This is a genomic window from Nitratidesulfovibrio termitidis HI1, assembly GCF_000504305.1.
GTDB lineage: Bacteria > Desulfobacterota > Desulfovibrionia > Desulfovibrionales > Desulfovibrionaceae > Cupidesulfovibrio > Cupidesulfovibrio termitidis.
In genome coordinates this window covers 3829077-3847415 of the sequence record NZ_KI632512.1, presented here as the reverse complement: position 1 = coordinate 3847415, position 18339 = coordinate 3829077, and the positions used below count along the sequence as shown (strand labels likewise).

The following is an 18339-nucleotide window of genomic DNA, read 5'->3' as shown; positions in this document are numbered from 1 at the left end:
CGCCATCAATCGCACGAACATTCCCCAAATATATGAGCAAAAAAACCTCCCCCGCACTCATCGCCCAAAACAAGAAGGCCCGGCACCTCTATGAACTCGACGATTTCATGGAGGCGGGCCTCGTGCTGACCGGCTCGGAGGTCAAAAGCCTGCGCGCGGGCCACGTGAACTTCCGCGACAGCTACGTGGATTTTCGCAACGGCGAAGCCTTTCTGGTGGGCCTGCACATCGCCCCGTACGACAACGCGGGCTACGCCCAGCACGACCCCGACCGTGACCGCAAACTGCTGCTGCACGCCAGGCAGATCGACACGCTGGCCCTGCGCGTGGCCCAGAAAGGCCTGACCGTGGTGCCGGTGAACCTGCACTTCAGCAAGGGCCGGGTGAAGGTTGAAATCGCCGTGGGGCGCGGCAAGAAGCTGCACGACCAGCGCGAGGACCTGAAGAAGCGCGCCGCCGACCGGGATACCGCGCGCGAACTGGCCCGATTCTAGTCTGTCTCTGCAAGCCTTCTCCTTGGGTGCTGGCGGCATCGCGCATTGTCTGCCCGCGCCCAAGAAATCCGGGTTTGCACTCGCGCCGACGCCCTTGAATCATCTCCCTCCCCTCGGCCATCTCCCAGCCAATCCCCAACCGCATTGCCCAGGTAATTCCGTGTCCACGCAAGCCCCTCATCTCAGCGCCACGCAGGAACGTTCCCTGCGCGACATCTTTCCCGGCGATTCCCTGCTGCTCACGCCGGAGCAGACCCTGATCTTCGCCACCGACGCAGGCCGCCGCATGGGCACCCCGCTGGCCGTGGTGCGCCCCACCACCGAAGCGCAGATAGCTGAACTGCTGCGCCTGGCCCAGGCGGAACAGCTGCCCGTGTACGCGCGGGGCCGCGCCTCCAACCAGGTGGGCGCATGTGTGCCCGCCCGGCCCGGCATCGTGGTGTCCCTGCTGCACATGAACCGCATCCTCGACATCGCGGACGACGACTTCGTGGCCGAAGTGGAACCGGGCGTGGTCACATCGGACCTGCAACGGGCCGTGGAAGCGCGCGGCCTGTTCTACCCGCCGGACCCGGCCAGCATCGACATTTCCACCATCGGCGGCAACGTGGCCACCTGCGCGGGCGGCATGCGCGCCCTGAAGTATGGCGTCACCCGCGAATACGTGCTGGGCCTCACGGCAGTACTGCCCGGCGGCAAGGTGCTGCGCACCGGGGGCCGCTGCCACAAGAACGTGGTGGGGCTGGACCTCACCCGCCTGTTCGTGGGGTCGGAAGGCACGCTGGGCATTGTCACCCGCATCGCGCTGAAGTTGCTGCCCCTGCCGCAGGCCACGGCCACCCTGCTGGCCGGATTCGGCTCCATGGAAGCAGCCATGCACGGGGTGCGGCGCATCTTCCGCGCGGGCATCCTGCCTGTTGCGCTGGAATTCCTGAGCCCGGAAGTGCTGGACTGCGTAGCCCGCCGCCAGACGCCTCCGTGGCCCGACTCCGTGCGCGGCGCGCTGCTTATTCGCCTCGACGGCAGCCGCGAATCGCTGCCGCTGGAAGTGCGCCGCATGCACGACGCCCTGCATACCACCGACGATGCTGCGGACGGCGCCCCGGGCAACGAGCCGCCAGTATGGTCCGCCCACGGCGTGGGCCGCGACGAGGAAGAACCCCTGTGGACCATGCGGCGCGGCATCAGCCCGTCGTCGTATCTGGTGCGCCCCAACAAGATCGGCGAGGACATCGCCGTGCCGCGCGGCCGCCTGCTGGACGCGCTGACCGGCATCCGGGCCATCGCGCAGGCCAACGCCCTGCCCATTCTCACCTACGGGCACGTGGGCGACGGCAACATCCACGTGAACATCATGTACGACGGGGCAGACCCTTCGGAAGTCACCCGCGCCGACGCCGCCACCGTGGAAGTGATGCGTCTTGTCCGCTCCATGGACGGCACCCTTTCCGGCGAGCACGGCGTGGGCATGGCCAAGAAGGAATTCCTGCACCTGCAACTTTCGCCCCTGGAAACGGAACTGATGCGCCAGGTGAAGCACGCCTTCGATCCGCTGGGGATCATGAATCCCGACAAGGCGTACTAGGGGCAACACACCATGAGCACGGACACCACCTCCAAATCCACGACGAACGGCAGCACGGCGGACGACACCGCCGGGCAGCCCCGCGCCTGCCTGCTGTGCGGCCAGTGCACCGCCGTGTGCCCCGCCTTTCTGACCACCGGGCAGGAAGAACTTTCGCCCCGCGCCAAGCATCTGGTATTCGCCGCCCTGCGCGACGAACCGGGGCGTCTTGGCCTGAAGCCCGCGCGAGAACTGGCTGACCGCTGCCTGTCCTGCGGGCGCTGCGCGGCCATCTGTCCGCAAGGGCTGTCGGTGCCGCATGCGCTGGCCGCCCTGCGCGCCAGGCACCCCAACTGGCAGCAATGGCTGTGGAAGCAGTGGATAGAACACGGTCGCCTGCTGTGGCCCGCGCTGGCCCAAATGACCCGCGTGGTGCCGGGCGCCGTGGTGCCGGAAGGCGTGCAGCACATGCTGCGCTCCGCCGCCGCCATGCTGCCCCCGCCGCCGCCCGCCCCGTGGATCGTGGCCGACCGGGCGACTTCGGACAGCCTGTGCGACGGCGATGGCCCCGATGGAATGCGCAACCATACGGCAGACAGCGCAACGCGTGGCGAGGCCACCCGCGCCCCGGCCATGCTGTTTTCCGGCTGCACCGCCCGGCGCATCCGCCCCCGCTGGAAGGACACGGCCCGCGCGCTATTGCGCTGGCTGGGGCATCCCGCGCCCGCGCAGGGGGATGAAGAGTCCTTCACCTGCTGCGGTTCCACCCTGGAACACGCGGGCATCCCTGATGCCGCAGCCTCGGCCCGCGCCCGCAACCTGGACGCCTGGCGCGCCGCCGGTCGCCCGCTGCTGGTCACCTTTTGCGCCACCTGCCACCACGGCCTGTCCGAATACCCCGACCATGCCGACCTCGACTGGCAGGACGGCGAGCGCGAGGCCTGGACCGAGGCCCTGCGCCCCCTGTCCACCCTGTGGGGGGACGCCGGGTTCCGCGTCACCGCCGATGCCCCGGCCCAGCCGGGGGCAGACTCCCCCGCGCCCGTGCGCTACCACCAGCCCTGCCACCGCAAGGGCACGGACCCGGATGCCGTATGGCTGCGCTCTCTGCTGGGTGACCGCATGCGCGCCCCCGGCGGGGTCAACTGCTGCGGCATGGGCGGTGTGCTGCAACTGGCCGCGCCCGACCTTTCGCGCACCGTGGCCAGTTCCTGCTGGAACGCGCTGCTGCCGGAACGGGCAGCCGCATCCGACACAACGCCCGCCGCCCCATCCGCCTCCGCTTCCGGGTCCGACACTACTTCCGCCACCGCGTCCGGTACGATTGCCGCCACACCTGACGCATCACAGGCCCCGGACATCACCGTGCTGACGGGGTGCAGCGGCTGCACCCTGCAACTGGCCGCAACCGCGCCCGCCGGCGTGCGCGTGCTGCACTGGCTGGACGTGGTGGGCGTGCCGCGCACCTAGTCCGGACCGCATCCGCGTCGCCCTTTCCATGCATGCTTGCAGGCGGCGGCACCGGCACGTCATGTCCGGGGTCGCCGCCTGTCCGTTTTGCATGGCATCCGAGCGCACGCTGCCGCCAGCACCCCGCCCCATCCATGCAGAATGCGCCGAACTGCGTAACGTTTGCCTGTCATTCCGGTGCAATGCGTGTGAAGTAAGGGGGCGCGCATTGCCAACCGCAAGTATTTGACTTATCTGAGGTGGGTTCGGCCATTCGCCGCGCGGCGCACGTTTTCAGTGCACCGCCGCATGATGGACGCTGCGCGCGCCATCCGCAGGTGCAGCCGAACCGTCCGACACAGCGGGGCACACCGGCCCTGCGGCCATCGCCAGCCCCGCCCGGCGCGGGCCTTATGCGCGGCAACCGGCCTTCGCCGTCCCGCGTTCCCACCGCCCCCATCATTCGGGAGAAGGAATGTTCGATACCCTGTTCAAAAGCATCTTCGGCTCTTCCAACGACCGCTACATCAAGCGCTGCCGCACCCGCGTAGAGGCCATCAACGCCCTTGAACCGCAGATGCAGGCCCTTGCCGACGACGATTTTCCGGCGCGCATTGCCGAATACCGCGAACAGGCCCAGAACGGCCGCAGCCTGGACGACCTGCTGCCCGAAGTCTTTGCGCTGACGCGCGAGGCGGGCAAGCGCGCCCTGAACATGCGCCACTTCGACGTGCAGCTGGTGGGCGGCATGGTGCTGCATGAAGGCCGCATCGCCGAAATGAAGACCGGTGAAGGCAAAACCCTTGTGGCAACCCTGCCCGTGGTGCTGAACGCCATTTCCGGCCTTGGCGTGCACGTGGTCACCGTCAACGACTACCTGGCCAAGCGCGACTCCGCGTGGATGGGCCGCCTGTACAACTTCCTGGGGCTTTCCGTGGGCGTCATCGTGCACGGCCTGTCGGACGAGGAACGCAAGGAGGCCTACGGCGCCGACATCACGTACGGCACCAACAACGAATTCGGCTTCGACTACCTGCGCGACAACATGAAGTTCTACCCGCACCAGCTGGTGCAGCGTGAACACAATTTCGCCATCGTGGACGAAGTGGACTCCATCCTCATCGACGAAGCGCGCACGCCGCTGATCATCTCCGGCCCGTCGGAGGATTCCACCGGCCTCTACCGCCGCGTGGACGAAATCATCCCCAGGCTTGCCGCCGAAACCCACTTTTCCGTGGATGAAAAGGCCCGCACCGCCACCCTCACCGACGAGGGCGTGGCCAAATGCGAAGAGCTGCTGGGCATCGACAACCTGTTCGACCCCGGCAACATCACCTTCCAGCACCACGTGTTGCAGGCCCTGAAGGCCCACCACGTGTTCCGGCGCGACGTGGACTACATCGTCACCCCCGAAGACCAGGTGGTCATCGTGGACGAGTTCACGGGCCGCCTCATGCCGGGCCGCCGCTTCAGCGACGGGCTGCACCAGGCGCTGGAAGCCAAGGAAAAGGTGAAGGTGGAAGCGGAAAACCAGACGCTGGCCTCCATCACCTTCCAGAACTACTTCCGCATGTACAAGAAGCTGGCGGGCATGACCGGCACGGCGGACACCGAAGCCGTGGAATTCCAGCAGATCTACGGGCTGCAGGTCATCACCATCCCGACCAACAAGCCCATGGTCCGCAAGGACTACCCGGATTCCATCTACCGCACCCGGCGCGAAAAGTTCGAGGCCATCGTGGCCGCCATTGGCGAACTGCACAAGAGCGGCCAGCCGGTGCTGGTGGGCACCATCTCCATCGAGACGTCGGAACTGCTTTCGGCCATGCTCAAGAAGACGGGCGTGCCGCACAACGTGCTGAACGCCAAGCACCACGAGCAGGAAGCCGAAATCGTGGCCCAGGCGGGCCAGCACGGCAAGGTCACCATCGCCACCAACATGGCGGGCCGCGGTACCGACATCGTGCTGGGCGAAGGCGTGCGCGAAAGCGGCGGCCTGCACATCCTGGGCACCGAACGCCACGAAAGCCGCCGCATCGACAACCAGTTGCGCGGCCGTTCGGGCCGTCAGGGCGACCCCGGCTCTTCGCGGTTCTACCTTTCGCTCGAAGACGACCTGATGCGCCTGTTCGGGTCCGACCGCATCTCCGGCCTGATGCAGAAGCTGGGCATGGAAGAAGGCGAACCCATCGAGAACCGCATGGTCAGCCGGGCCATCGAAAACGCCCAGAAGCGCGTGGAAGGCCACAACTTCGAAATCCGCAAGACCCTGCTGGACTACGACAACGTCATGAACCAGCAGCGCGAGGTCATCTACACCCTGCGCCGCGAAACCATGATGGAAGCGGACCTTGACGAGACCGCCGTCGAGTTCATGGACGACGTGTTCGACGAAATCTACGGCGATGCGGAACAGGGCAAGGGCAGCGAAGGCGACGACGCCAAGGCCTACGCCATGGCCCGCCTGCGCGACGTGTTCAACATCACCCGCGTGCTGCCCCTGAGTGACGGCCAGTTGCCCGACCGCGAAACCGCGCGCGGCGCCGTGCTGTCCATCCTGGACGAACTGAAGCGCGACACCGGCGAGGTGTACCGCGACATCCTGCGCTTCTTCCTGCTGGAAGAAGTGGACCGCTGCTGGAAGGAACACCTGCTGAACATGGACCACCTGCGCGACGGCATAGGCCTGCGCGGGTACGGCCAGCGCGACCCCAAGCAGGAATACAAGCGCGAGGGCTTCGAACTGTTTCAGGAAATGCTGTTCCGCGTGCGCGAAAACCTGTTCCGCGCCCTGACCCGCCTGCGCATCCAGCGCGAGGAACAGGCCCCGCCGGAAGAACTGAAGCAGGAATTCAAGCACAAGGAAGAACCCAAAAGCCTGAACTATTCCGGCGCGCAGAAGGAAACCCCGTCCGCCGCGCCCGAGCGACGAGCCGAGCCCAAAGTTGGCCGCAACGACCCGTGCCCCTGCGGCAGCGGCCAGAAATACAAGAAGTGCTGCGGCGCATAGCCGCGCACCATACGCGTATCCACAGGGGCGGAGCGGGTTAGACCCGTTCCGCCCCTGCTCGTTGGGGCAGGCGGATTTTTCGGCTGACCCAACGACGCCGCACGAGAGCAGGCGGCACGCGCTGCCGCCGTCACGCGATCGGGCTGCCGTGCCTTTGCAAGACCCGGCTTCCGGGGTTTGCCGTCGGTCATGGACCGGAGCGGGTCATACCCGTTCCGCCCTTCACTTTTCCGGGACTTGCCCGTAATACGCACGTCGTGCACCGCCGCACCCCGCATGGCGCACGCCGGATGGCATACCGCCACGGCGACAACGGGCACCCCACGCACCCGACAACCGGCCCACCGGGCCGAACACGGAGCCACCATGGCCACCAACGACACCCCGGCAGCGTCCCCGACCAGCAACGGAGAAATCCCCGCCACCTGCGTGGCCCCCAAGGGCTTCCGCTTTGCCACCACGGGCGCCGGGTTCCGAAAGTCGGGTCGTGACGATCTGGCCCTGGTGGTCAGCGATACCCCCGCCGTGGCCGCCGCCGTGTTCACCAAAAACCTGTTCCAGGCCGCCCCGGTGCTGGTGGCGCGCGACATTCTGGCCCGCGCGCCCAAGGCCCGCGCGGTGCTGATCAATTCCGGCCAGGCCAACGCCTGCACCGGCGACGAAGGCCTGACCAACTGCCGCGCCACGCTGGAACTTGTGGCCGCCGCCACCGGCCTTGCACCGCAGGATATCCTGCCCGCGTCCACGGGCGTCATCGGCGCGCAACTGCCCATGGACAAGTGGACCGCCGCCGTGCCCGCCCTTGCGGCGGACCTTGGCAAGAAGGGCCCGGAGGATTTCGCCAAAGCCATCATGACCACCGACGCCTTTCCCAAGTTCGCCTCGCGTACGGTGGAGCTTTCCGGCGGCACGGTAACCCTGGTGGGCATGGCCAAGGGCGCGGGCATGATCTGCCCCAACATGGCCACCATGCTGGCCACCGTGCTGTGCGACGCCGACGTGGAATCCGCCGCCTGGCAGGCCCTGTTCCGCGATGCGGTGGACGCCACCTTCAACCGCGTGACCGTGGACGGCGACACCTCCACCAACGACACCGTGTTCGGGCTGGCCAACGGCGCATCCGGCGTGGCCGCGCTGGGTCCGGACCTGGCCGTGCTGGGCGCGGCGCTTACCGGCGTACTGGGTGACGTGGCCTACATGCTGGTGAAGGACGGCGAGGGGGCCACCAAGGTCATCCACATCAACGTGGCGGGCGCGCGCGACGACGCCGACGCGGAACTGGCCGCGCGCACCGTGGGCCATTCGCAACTGGTCAAGACGGCCATGTACGGGCGCGACGCCAACTGGGGCCGCATCGTGGCGGCGCTGGGCCGCAGCGGGGCCACCTTCAACCCGGCGGCGGTCATCGTGTCGCTGTGCGGGGTGGAACTGTTCCGGGGCGGGCAGCCCACCAACCTGGACTTCGACGCGCTGCTCAAGGAGCCGCTGGCCGGGCGAGACATCGTGGTCAACATCATGCTGGGCAACGGGTCGGGCAGCTACCGTCTGCTGGCGTCGGACCTGACGCACGACTACGTCAGCTGCAACGCCGACTACCGCAGCTAGCGGGGGAAGGTTGGTGGCTGGACGGTGGCTGGCAGGGACCGACGCCTGACTGCTGGCAACGAGCCGGTAATGGCTGGCGACTGGCAGCGATGCCGATCAAAGGGTCACGACTGGCGACGGGAATAGCATGGCGTCAACGGGGGCGGCTGAATGCCGTTTGCCCGCCCACGAATGATACCGATAGGGGCGGAATGACGGCAAAGCCACCCAGCCACGCTTTCCGCCCCACGAAAATGGGCCGCGCGCTTGACAGCGCGCCCGCCAACCGGGTACACACGCTTTCTCGCGCGGCGTGCCGCGCGACAATGGAGAGGTGGCCGAGCGGCCGAAGGCGCTCCCCTGCTAAGGGAGTATACGGGCAAAACCTGTATCGAGAGTTCAAATCTCTCCCTCTCCGCCAGACGACAAAGGGTCACGGTGCAAACCGTGGCCCTTTTCGCATTATATTCGGAGTGTTAATCCAATATGTACGCGCGCGACGTCTGACACGGCGGCGCGGCCCGTTTGGCACCAAAAGCCCTGACGTACCCCTACGGCACGCCCCTCAATTCCTCTTGATCAACCCCACCAGGAACAGCAGCACGATGGCCCCCACCACGGCGGTGACCAGAGAACCCAACATGCCGCCGCCGTGCACGCCCATCATGCCGAACAGGTATCCGCCCAGCACCGCGCCCACCACGCCCACGGCCATGTTGCCCAGAAAGCCGAAGCCGCGCCCCTGCATCAGTTTGGCGGCCAGCCAACCGGCCAGCGCGCCCAGCAGCAGAAACCAGATGATGCCCATGGTCGTATCCTCCCGTAGTGAATGACGGCGGCTGCGCGACTGCGGCGTCCGCCGGGGTTGCACCCCCATGTTACCCCCGGCACGGAAAAAAGTCTGCCCCCCCGCGCAAAACGGGACATGCACGCGCCGACAAGGGGCACGACAACAGCGACAGCAGCGGCAGGGGTGGCAAGGGCGGCAAGGGCGGGACGGGCGCTTGTGCTGCTGCCCGTCCCGGATTCTCGCGGCAACGCAAACCGTCAGGGTGTAGCGCCGCCCCGGTTGGCCAGCCAGCCGCCGGTCCACTTGCGTTTGACCGCGTTCTTCTCGGCCAGTTGCACGTAGCGGGCGCATTGCAGCCCGTTGATGCCGTACTGCACGGCGCGCGACCGTTTGTCCGCCACGGCCTTGCGCAACGCGGCCAGCGTGTTGCTTCCGAACTTGCCGTCCACCTCCAGGTCGGGCCCGTAGCGCCCATCAAGGTTCAGGGCGTTGCACACGCGTTGCAGGTGTTCCGCCACGCGCCCGTTGCCCAGGCTGACCGCCTGCTCGAAAATCTCGCCCGCAAGACCCTGGTCCCATTCGTCGCAGGCAAAGCGGTCCCAGTTTTCCGCCTTGTAGAAGGCCGCCCGCGCCGCCAGCACGCCGGGGTCGCGCGCAAGGCTGCCGGGAAAACCGGGCTTGCCCCTGGCCGCGTCCACCAGCGGCCATCCCGCCCAACCGGGGTGAAAGACCCGGGCAATGCCGAAACAGGTCTCGCCGCCCACGTCGTCCGGGTCGTTGTCGTACACGCCCTCGATGCCATCAAGCTTCGCCAGTTCCGGTGCAAAATCCGCCATGGCGCACCTCCTCGCGCAGGGCTTGGCAACGCGCCGCGCGCGACCGGTTTCCGCCAGCAGGAACCGACCGCGTAAAAAGCAGCCCACGCGCCACGCGGGGCGTCCATCGCGCACTGCCTGATTCCCGTCGTGCATAGCAGACCGCACACGGCCCGAACACCCCGTTGGAAATTTCGCGCGGGCAGGAAAGGGGCACACCTGAGCGTACCCGTGCGCGGGGGAAGCGCCACCGCACCGCCCTGGAGGAAATTTCCGGTACCGCACCATGCTCCGGAAAAGTGATCCCCGGCGTCGCGCGGTTGCCCACAAGGCGCGCCAGAGTGTATGCTGGTGGCTACGCCGGGCCGGGGTCCGGGCCGCACGCACATGGCAACCGTGCACGCACAGCGCCTGCCGCGCCCCCTCTGCCCCGCGGGCATCCGCCGTCATCCACTTTCACCGGCATCACTCGCCATCATCCGCCATTACGGGAGGTACCCATGCGCATCCTTGTCCTTCTTCTTGCCCTGCTGCTGTTGCCGGGCGCGGCCACCAGCACCCATGCCGTGCTCGGCCTGTTCGAAAACGACTACCGGGTGGTGTTCGACGCCGTGCCCGACATCAAGGACGAAAAGATCTACCTTGGCGAATCGGTAATGGGCGACATCACCAAACGCGAACTGAAGGGCAACACCGTGGTGCTCACCGTGGACGTGAAAAAGGAATTCCTGGGCAACATGGTGGATACCACGGTGTTCGTGGTGGAGGGTGGCCGCCTGAAGCACGCCACTCTCGGCCAGTCGTCCACCCCGCTGAAGGAGGGGGCCAACGTGCTCGGCTTTACCGATGCGCTGCACCTCAACCTGTTCAAGGCCAAGGCCGCCATGAACGACCTTGGCGACTACCTGCGCAAGAAGGCCGACGAACTGGCCAGGTAATGATGAAGACGCCCGGAAAGCACCGGGCGCGGAACCGGACGAACGCACACGGCCCGGCAGGGGTACGGGACACATCCCGCCCTGTCGGGCCAGTTCGTACGGAGAAAAGGCTGGTGGAAGGTGGGCACGCCGAACAGTGCCGGAACTGACCAATGCAGTCAGGGGGTGACCGATGCGGTCAGGGCTCAGGAAAGCGGCACGGCGCCTTTCGCAACGTCCGTTCCGCGCCAGCCCGCATCTCGGGCTATTCCACCCGTCCCAGCATGATCGAGGTCACCAGCCGGTGGCGTGAAACTCCGCCCCGCCACCAGTAGGCCACGGGGTGACCGGTGGCGTCGGTGGCAAGGCCGATGACCCCGCTGCCCACGCCGCCGATGCCCGGTTCGCGCGCGTCCCGGGGCAATGCGTCCAGCCACGCGGCACTGGCCCGTTCCAGGCCGGGGGCGATGGCCGGGGCTGCCTCTATCTGAGGTGCCGTCTGGGGTAGCCGGGGCTGCCCCAGGGAGGAACCGGGCACGGGGGCCAGCGCCTGTTCCGCGACATGTCCCGGCGCCTGCGGTGACACCTGCCCCGCATCCGGTGCGGCAGCGGGTTCACCAACCTGTCGCGCGGCCCGCGCCGCTTCCGATTCGGGGCTTCCCACCTCGTGCATGGCGACAAGGTCGCCGTGCGGGCTCAGGGTACAGTCGGCCACGGGCAGCAGCACCTCGCCGGGGCGGGCCGGGTTCAGGCGCGGGCTGGCCAGCGCCACCATCACATGCCCGGTGGCGGAACTGGCGCTACGCTCGGCGGGGCGCAGCCAGGCCACCACGTCGCCGGGGCGCAGGTCGGAAACTCGCTCCAGCCGCAGCCAGCCTGTCCCATCGCCCTTGGGTCCGGCGCGCAGGATGCTGCGGTGAAAATCCTCCGCCCGCGGACGATAATGCTTGCCGCTGCGGTCCACGGTGGCCAGGGCCGAGGGGTTCACCTCGTACAGCAGCAGCGACAGGAAGCCGGAACAGTTCAGTTCGAAGCGGCCCGTGTCCTCGTCCACCACATAGCTGCCGGTGTAGCGGGTGCTGCGCACCTGCGAAAGCACGCGCACCGCCTCTGCGTACAGCGCCCTGGCGCCTTCGGTGGCGGGCTGGTCGCCGAAATTCGGCATGTGCTCCGTGGAGGGGGGCACGGATGCCGCGGGGGCGGAAGAATCGGGACCGGACGGCGCAGCAGCGGATGCTGCCGAATCGGCGGGAGCGGGATTGGACGGCACGGACCCGCCCAAGGCGAGCATGCCGGGCACGGACGCTGGCATGCCGCCGGAAGCCGCTGCCGCCTGCGGCGCATCGCCCCCGGCAGCCGCCGCGAAACGGGCGGGCAACACCACCAGCAGGCATGCCAGCAACAACAAGAAACGCATCGGCACGCCCCGCCTTTTCCCGTCAGTCTGCATCACGTGTCCCCTTCCCTGCGACTCTGGCGGCAGCCCGCCGCTTGCGTCCATCGGGCCGCACGTTCCTACACCCGGCCAGGCCGCAGGTGCAGCATATCGTAAATGGCGTCCATGTCCACGGCGGCGCGCACGGCGTCGGCCAGCCGGTCCAGCGCCGGATCCAGCGAATACGGGGCCACCACGCGGCCCAGCGGGGCCAGCCCCCGGCGTGTGCGCAACCCGTCCAGAAAATGCCTGCGAAACCCGTCCCCGTCGAACACCCCATGCAGCGAGGTGCCCCACACCCGCCCCCCGTGGGTGGCCCAGCCCAGCGGGCCGCCGTCTTCGCGCAGCAGGAAGGGAAACGCTGCGTCAGGGCTTGCAGGGTCGCCGGTGGTGTCGTGGCCCTCAGCCAGCCCGCCCCTCCGCATCTGCCCGGTGCCGCCGCCCTCGGGCCCTTCCGCCGCCACGGTGATGCCGTGGCGAATCTCGTAGCCCGCCACCGGCAGGCCGCTGCGCGGGTGCACCCCCGCCGTGCGGCGCAGGGTCTTTTCCGCCGCCAGTTCGGTGCGTACCGGCAACAGGCCCAGCCCCTGCTCGCTGCCGCCGCCTTCCAGCCCCAGCGGGTCGGCCACGGACAGCCCTTGCATCTGCAACCCGGCGCAGATGCCCGCAATCACCGGCCCATCCGGGTTACGTGCAAGCTGCGCCAGCGCATCGGCCATGCCGGAGGCACGCAGGGCCCGCAGGTCGCCGGTGGTGTTCTTGCTGCCGGGCAGGATCACCGCGTCCGGCATCCTGCCGTCCGGGGCAGGCAGGTCCGCCGGGGTGCGGGCCACGCGCAGCCGCACGTCCGGTTCGCCGCGCAGGGCGTCCACATCCGTAAAATTGCTGATGTGCGGCAGGTCCACCAGCACGATGTCCAACAGGATGTCCGGTACGCTGTCCGGCCCCGCGCCCGGCTCCTCTGGCCCGCCTTCCGCCGCCAGCCCGTCTCGCAGGCCGGGCAGGCCACGCAGGCCGGGCAGGCCTTCCTTGAAGGTCACGGAATCCTCTTCCGGCAGGCCAAGGCCGCGCAGGTACGGCACCACGCCCAGCACGGGCCGCCCGGTGCGCTGCTTCATGAAGTCCAGCGCCGGGTCCAGCAGGCTGGCGTCGCCCCGGAACTTGTTCAGCAGGTAGCCCGCCACGTGGTCGCGCTCCCAGTCGTCCAGCAGTTCCATGGTGCCCACCAGCGCGGCGAACACCCCGCCCCGGTCGATGTCGCCCACCAGCAGCACCCGCGCCCCTGCATGGCGGGCCATGGCCATGTTCACGATGTCGTGGGCCTTCAGGTTGATTTCCGCCGGGCTGCCCGCACCCTCGATGACCATCACGTCGAGCTCCGCCGCCAGGCTGTCGTAGGCGGCAAAGGCCGCGTCGCGCGCCTGGGGCTTGTAGTCCACGTACTGGCGTACGCGCATGACGCCCACGGGCCGCCCCATGACGATGACCTGCGAGCCCACGTCGGAACAGGGCTTCAGCAGCACCGGGTTCATGCGCACGTCCGGGTCCAGGCGGCAGGCCGCCGCCTGCACGGCCTGCGCCCGCCCCATCTCCAGTCCGTCGGGGGTGACGCAGGAATTGAGCGCCATGTTCTGCGCCTTGAACGGTGCCACGCGCAGGCCATCCTGCAGAAAGATGCGGCAGAACGCGGCGGCAAGGATGCTCTTGCCCGCGTTGGAGCAGGTGCCCTGCACCATCAGGGCCGGGGTGCGGGAAACGCAGGCGCGCTGTTCTGCGTGAGAGGATGCTGCGTCTGACGGGGCAGATGACGTGGACGGTGCGGGCGCCGAGGATGACGTGGACGGCGGAGTGACGGAATTCATGGGCCAAGGTCTAGCGCGAATCGCACCGCTCCGCCAGAGCGCCCCGGTGCCGCCCCGGCGAAGTTTCAGCGCCCTGCGCCCTGCGGAGAGCCCTCGCGGTGGACATTTCCCACTGCCCCGCCGCAATTTGTTCTCACGCCTTGCCCCAACATCCCCGGTGGGTTATCTTTCGGGAAGGCTCGGGCTTTCCTTTTTCGCCGCCGTTCCCGTGCGGCCCCGGCCCGCCTCTTCCGCCCCTTCGGCAACCCCCAACCGGGAGCACCGCCATGAACAGAACGCTGAAACTCGTGGCCGCCGCCATCGGCGCCCTGGTCATCCTTGCCGCTGCGGCCATCGCCATTGTGGTGGCCACCATCAATCCCAACGACTACAAGGACCGCATCGCGGATGCCGCGCGCTCGGCAACGGGCCGCGAACTGGTCTTCGACGGCGACCTTTCGCTGTCCTTCTTCCCGTGGCTGGGCGTCGCCTTCGGCCCCATGCACCTCGGCAATCCGCCGGACTTTCCCAAGGCCGCGCCGCCTCCTGCATCGGGCACATCGGGGGATGACGACATCTTCCTGCGCATCAAGGGCGGCGGGCTGCGCGTGGCCTTCATGCCCCTGCTGTCCAAGCGGGTGGAGGTGGCGGAACTGATGCTGGACGGCCTGCACCTGAACCTGGTGCGCGCCGCCGATGGCCGCACCAACTGGGACTTCGCAAAGCCCGGCCAGGCCCCGGCAGCCCCCGCGTCCCCCGCGCCCCAGGCCGCACAGCCATCGGCCTCGGGCGGCGCGCCCATGGCCGTGGCCGTGGACACCCTGTCGGTGAAGGGCGCCTCGCTGTCCTTCCGCGACCTGTCCACCGGGCAGCAGTTCCGCGCCCGCGACCTGAACGTCAACGTCAACGGCCTGGCCCCCGGTGGCGACCCCGCCGACATCAAGCTTGCCGTGGCCATGTCCGGCCAGAAGCCGGACATCGAGGCCGATCTTTCTCTCACCGCCAAGGTTCAGTCCGACCTGGACGGCTCGGTGCTGCGCATCGACGGCCTGACCGTGACCCTTACCCCCAAGGGTGGCGTGGCGCCCGCCGGACTCGGCAAGGTGGAACTGGCGGGCGACCTGACCGTGCACACCGTGCCACAGCGGGTGGACATCGCCCGGCTGTCGCTGTCCACGCCCACCATGAAGGTTGGCGTCAACGGCACCGCCGCGTTGGGGGCGCAGTCGTTTGAAGGGCTGGTCACCCTGGCCGGTTCGCCACGCAAGGCGATGGAATCGCTGGGCACCCCGGTGCGCACCGCCGACCCCAAGGTGCTGGACGCGCTGGACCTGAAGCTGGACGTGCAGGCCGCGCCCACCAAGGTGGACGTTCGCTCCATCACCGGCAAGCTGGACGACACCGCCATTCAGGGCAAGGCATCCGCCGTGCCGGGCGCGGTGCAGGTCATCCGGGCCGAACTGGCGCTGGACGCCATCGACGTGGACCGCTACCTGCCGCCGGAAGGGGATAAGGGCAAGGCCCCCGAAAAGGGTGCCGCACCGACTACCGGCAAGGGCAGCAAAGACGGCAAGGCGGCCCCGCAGGACGGCACGGCAGAGGCCAAGAAGTCCCTGCGCGCCATTGATGCGGATGTCACCTTCAAGGCCGGGCGTCTGGTGGCATCCAAGGTGCCCATGACCAACGTGCTGGTGCGCCTGGTGGCCGACAAGGGGCTGGTGCGCATCAACCCGCTGCAACTGAACCTGGGCGGCGGCGCGGTGAATGGCGACATCACCGCAGACACCCGCGCCGAAGCGACAAAGTCGCGCATCGTCACCACCGTGAAGGGGGTGGAGGTGGGCGAACTGCAACAGGCCGCGCTGGGCAAGCGGCACGTTTCGGCCCGTACCGACGTGAAGACCGACCTCACCGCCACCGGCGACGACTGGAACGCCGCCAAGCATACCCTGGCGGGCACGGCGTCGCTGGCCATGACCCAGGGCACCATCCACGGCTTCCAGATCATCCCCGAAGGCATCAAGGGCGCGGAATCCAGGCGGGCGGGGGCATCGGGCCAGAAGTTCGACAGCCTTACCGCGTCCATCCGCGCCGACAAGGGCGTGGTCAGCAACAAGGACCTCAAGTTCGTCTCGCCGGGTATCGGCGCCACGGGCGCGGGCACGGCCGACCTTGGCCGCAACGTGGTGGACTACGCCGCCACGCTCGACGTCACCGGCCTGCCCAAGATCCCCATCAAGATCAGCGGATCGCTGGATTCGCCCAGCTACGGGGTGGACCCGACCAAGATGCTGATGAACACCCTGGAAGGCGCGGGCGGCGTCATCAAGGCCCCGGTGGAAAAGGGCGGCGAAGCCGTGAAGGGCATCGGCGGGGCCATCAAGGGCCTGCTGCCGGGCCAGAAGCAATAGCGGACACCCACGCCGCCCGGAATGCGCCCCGCCGAATGGGGGGCATTCCGGGCGGCATTGCGACCGAACACGACTTCAGGGCACACCAGAGTGCACCTGCGGCAGAGCGGCGCCACGGAAAGACACCGGCAAGCGCCGAACCGGAGCGCGGCTATTCCGGATACATCCGGCAGCGGCACCCCGCTGTATTGCACCACCCGCAAATAATGAACATCGGCCCAGACCACGGAGCATATCCATGAGCGAACTGATCACCGCCGCCTCGCTGTCGGGCAAGGCGGCCCCCGACTTCCGGCTGGCGGACGCATCCGGTGCGCCGCGCGCCCTGGCCGACTTTGCCGGAACATGGCTGGTGCTCTACTTCTACCCCAAGGCCAGCACCCCCGGCTGCACCCGCGAGGCGCGCGACTTTACCTGCATGCTGCCCGAGTTTGCGGCGGCGGGCGCGGCCGTGGTCGGGGTAAGCCCCGATTCTCCGAAAGCCATCGGCAACTTCACGCTGAAGCAGGACCTGGGCGTGGCCCTGCTGAGCGACCCGGACCGCTCGGTGGCCAAGACCTACGGGGCCTTCGGCACCAAAATGATGTACGGCAAGGCGGTGACCGGCATCGTGCGTTCCACCTTTCTCATCGGGCCGGAGGGCGCGGTGCGTTCGGTGTGGTCGCCGGTGAAGGTGGACGGGCATGCCCAAGCGGTGCTGGACGAATTGCGGCGCCTGACAGGCAAATAGCAGAGGCTGACAGGCAAATAGCATCGCCAGCGTCCGGTAGCTGTCCGATGCGACTGGCGCAACGCGCCGATGCAGGGCCATGCGGAATGCACGAAACGGGGCGGCTTCCTGTGGTGAACCCACGGGAAACCGCCCCTTCAATGTCATTCGGCGCTTCTGTGCCCGGCAGCCTACCCGCCGCCGGGCGTCTGCCGCCCGGCATCAGGCGCGCTGCTACATTTCCACCTGCTGAATGCCGTCCAGCCGCCACATCTCGTTGCCGGTGCGCACGAAGTGCCATACCTCGCGCACCTGGCCGGGCGCATCAGCCTGGGCGTCCTCTCGCATCAGCACGTCGAAGAACACGGTGGCCACGCTGCGGTCCTTCTCTTCGGTGACGGAGAGCACGCTGGCGTTGCAGTACAGGATATCTGTACGCGAGGGGCCGGGGTCTTCCTGGGCCTGTTGCGTGATTTCCCTGAGTATCTCGGGGGTGGTGAACTGGGCGATGTCGTCCAGGTCGCGCCGGTCCCACGAGGATTGCAGGCGGTTGTAGGCCAGCTTGGCCCCGCGCAGGAAGTCCTCGGTGTCGAAGCCCTCGGGAATGCCGGGCGACGCGGGTTGCGCGTCAGCGGCAGCCGCAGGGGCCGTGCGCAGGGCGTCCCACCCGGCACTGGAGCCGGATTGGGCGCCGTAATCGGCCTCGCGGCGCATGCCCCCGGGGCCGTTGGCCGGGGCGGGGTTGCTGCCGCGACGGGCGGCAAAGAACTTCAGCGCCATGAAGGCCACCAGCGCCAGCAGCAGCATGTCCATCATGCCCACGCCGCCAAAGCCGCCGCCGAACAGCAGCGAGCCGATCAGGCTGCCCGCCAGCATGCCGCCCAGAATGCCGCCGAACCCGCCAAAGCGGGAGCGCGGGGCCTGCTGCGGTGTGGCGGGGCCGGGCTGCTGGGTCTGCTGCTGCCGGTTGAAGCTCGGCGAGGAAGGAGAAGGCTGGGTGGGGGTGAAGCTGCGCTGGTAACTGGGGCTGCCGCCGAACGACCTGCCCCCGCCAAGGCGCTTGGCGTCGGCAAGGTCGGTCATGCTCAGGCAAAAGGCCACGGCTACGGCCAGGCAACAGGCAATAATCCGGGTACGGGTCATGGGTACTCCCGATGGATGCGTGCGGTGGGTCGAAGTCGGGGTAGACAGGCGGGCTGTGCCCACCGGCATACCGCATCAGTTGCGGCCCACATGAAATAGGGCCGGTGCAACGACGGGGGTGTCGGTGCGGCGTCGGTCCACCATCGAAACGGCGGCATGCGACGGGCGGCGCTGCGG

At 68.2% G+C, this 18339-nt stretch carries 13 protein-coding genes and 1 tRNA gene; 9 read left to right on the top strand and 5 right to left on the bottom strand.

Annotated elements, in window-relative coordinates; genetic code table 11:
• Positions 1-32: 32 nt before the first annotated feature.
• From smpB to DESTE_RS15305, 6 genes are all read left to right on the top strand, one after another.
• A complete protein-coding gene (gene smpB / locus DESTE_RS15330; RefSeq protein ID WP_035068539.1) occupies positions 33-494 on the top strand; it encodes an SsrA-binding protein SmpB in 462 nt (153 codons plus the stop codon).
• Between the two features lie 160 nt (positions 495-654).
• Complete coding sequence (locus DESTE_RS15325) at positions 655-2079, top strand: FAD-binding oxidoreductase (RefSeq protein WP_035068536.1); 1425 nt, start codon at positions 655-657, stop codon at positions 2077-2079.
• A 12-nt stretch (positions 2080-2091) separates the two neighbouring features.
• Positions 2092-3528 carry a (Fe-S)-binding protein gene (locus tag DESTE_RS15320; protein WP_035068534.1) on the top strand — a complete coding sequence of 479 codons (1437 nt, stop codon included), beginning with the start codon at positions 2092-2094 and terminating at the stop codon, positions 3526-3528.
• Positions 3529-3982: 454 nt separating this feature from the next.
• Positions 3983-6517 carry a preprotein translocase subunit SecA gene (gene secA, locus DESTE_RS15315; protein WP_035068532.1) on the top strand — a complete coding sequence of 845 codons (2535 nt, stop codon included), beginning with the start codon at positions 3983-3985 and terminating at the stop codon, positions 6515-6517.
• A 366-nt stretch (positions 6518-6883) separates the two neighbouring features.
• On the top strand, positions 6884-8122 hold the full coding sequence (gene argJ / locus DESTE_RS15310; protein WP_156925390.1) for a bifunctional glutamate N-acetyltransferase/amino-acid acetyltransferase ArgJ: 1239 nt from the start codon (positions 6884-6886) through the stop codon (positions 8120-8122).
• A gap of 307 nt (positions 8123-8429) precedes the next feature.
• A tRNA-Ser gene (locus tag DESTE_RS15305) sits at positions 8430-8522 on the top strand.
• Positions 8523-8666: 144 nt separating this feature from the next.
• Here DESTE_RS15305 and DESTE_RS15300 read toward each other — a convergent pair.
• Positions 8667-8909 (bottom strand): GlsB/YeaQ/YmgE family stress response membrane protein, encoded by a 243-nt coding sequence (locus tag DESTE_RS15300; RefSeq protein WP_035068529.1) that lies wholly within the window; start codon positions 8907-8909, stop codon positions 8667-8669.
• Between the two features lie 239 nt (positions 8910-9148).
• The gene (locus DESTE_RS15295) at positions 9149-9727 is read right to left on the bottom strand and encodes a glycosyl hydrolase 108 family protein (RefSeq protein ID WP_035068527.1); all 579 of its coding nucleotides are present in this window, start codon (positions 9725-9727) and stop codon (positions 9149-9151) included.
• 479 nt (positions 9728-10206) lie between these two features.
• On the opposite strand from DESTE_RS15295, the gene DESTE_RS15290 reads away from it, so the two are divergent.
• Positions 10207-10644, top strand: a complete 438-nt coding sequence (locus DESTE_RS15290; protein WP_035068524.1) for a hypothetical protein — start codon at positions 10207-10209, stop codon at positions 10642-10644.
• Positions 10645-10888: 244 nt separating this feature from the next.
• Here DESTE_RS15290 and DESTE_RS15285 read toward each other — a convergent pair whose 3' ends face one another.
• The gene (locus tag DESTE_RS15285; RefSeq protein ID WP_245590873.1) at positions 10889-12040 is read right to left on the bottom strand and encodes a hypothetical protein; all 1152 of its coding nucleotides are present in this window, start codon (positions 12038-12040) and stop codon (positions 10889-10891) included.
• Between the two features lie 98 nt (positions 12041-12138).
• Positions 12139-13794, bottom strand: coding sequence for a cobyric acid synthase (locus DESTE_RS15280; protein ID WP_035068520.1), 1656 nt, complete (start codon positions 13792-13794; stop codon positions 12139-12141).
• A gap of 392 nt (positions 13795-14186) precedes the next feature.
• Here DESTE_RS15280 and DESTE_RS15275 point away from each other — a divergent pair, with 392 nt between their 5' ends.
• Positions 14187-16310, top strand: coding sequence for an AsmA family protein (locus tag DESTE_RS15275; protein WP_035068517.1), 2124 nt, complete (start codon positions 14187-14189; stop codon positions 16308-16310).
• Positions 16311-16548: 238 nt separating this feature from the next.
• Positions 16549-17040 carry a peroxiredoxin gene (locus DESTE_RS15270; protein WP_035068514.1) on the top strand — a complete coding sequence of 164 codons (492 nt, stop codon included), beginning with the start codon at positions 16549-16551 and terminating at the stop codon, positions 17038-17040.
• Positions 17041-17253: 213 nt separating this feature from the next.
• Here DESTE_RS15270 and DESTE_RS15265 read toward each other — a convergent pair whose 3' ends face one another.
• Complete coding sequence (locus DESTE_RS15265) at positions 17254-18162, bottom strand: Tim44 domain-containing protein (RefSeq protein ID WP_035068512.1); 909 nt, start codon at positions 18160-18162, stop codon at positions 17254-17256.
• Positions 18163-18339 lie beyond the last annotated feature (177 nt).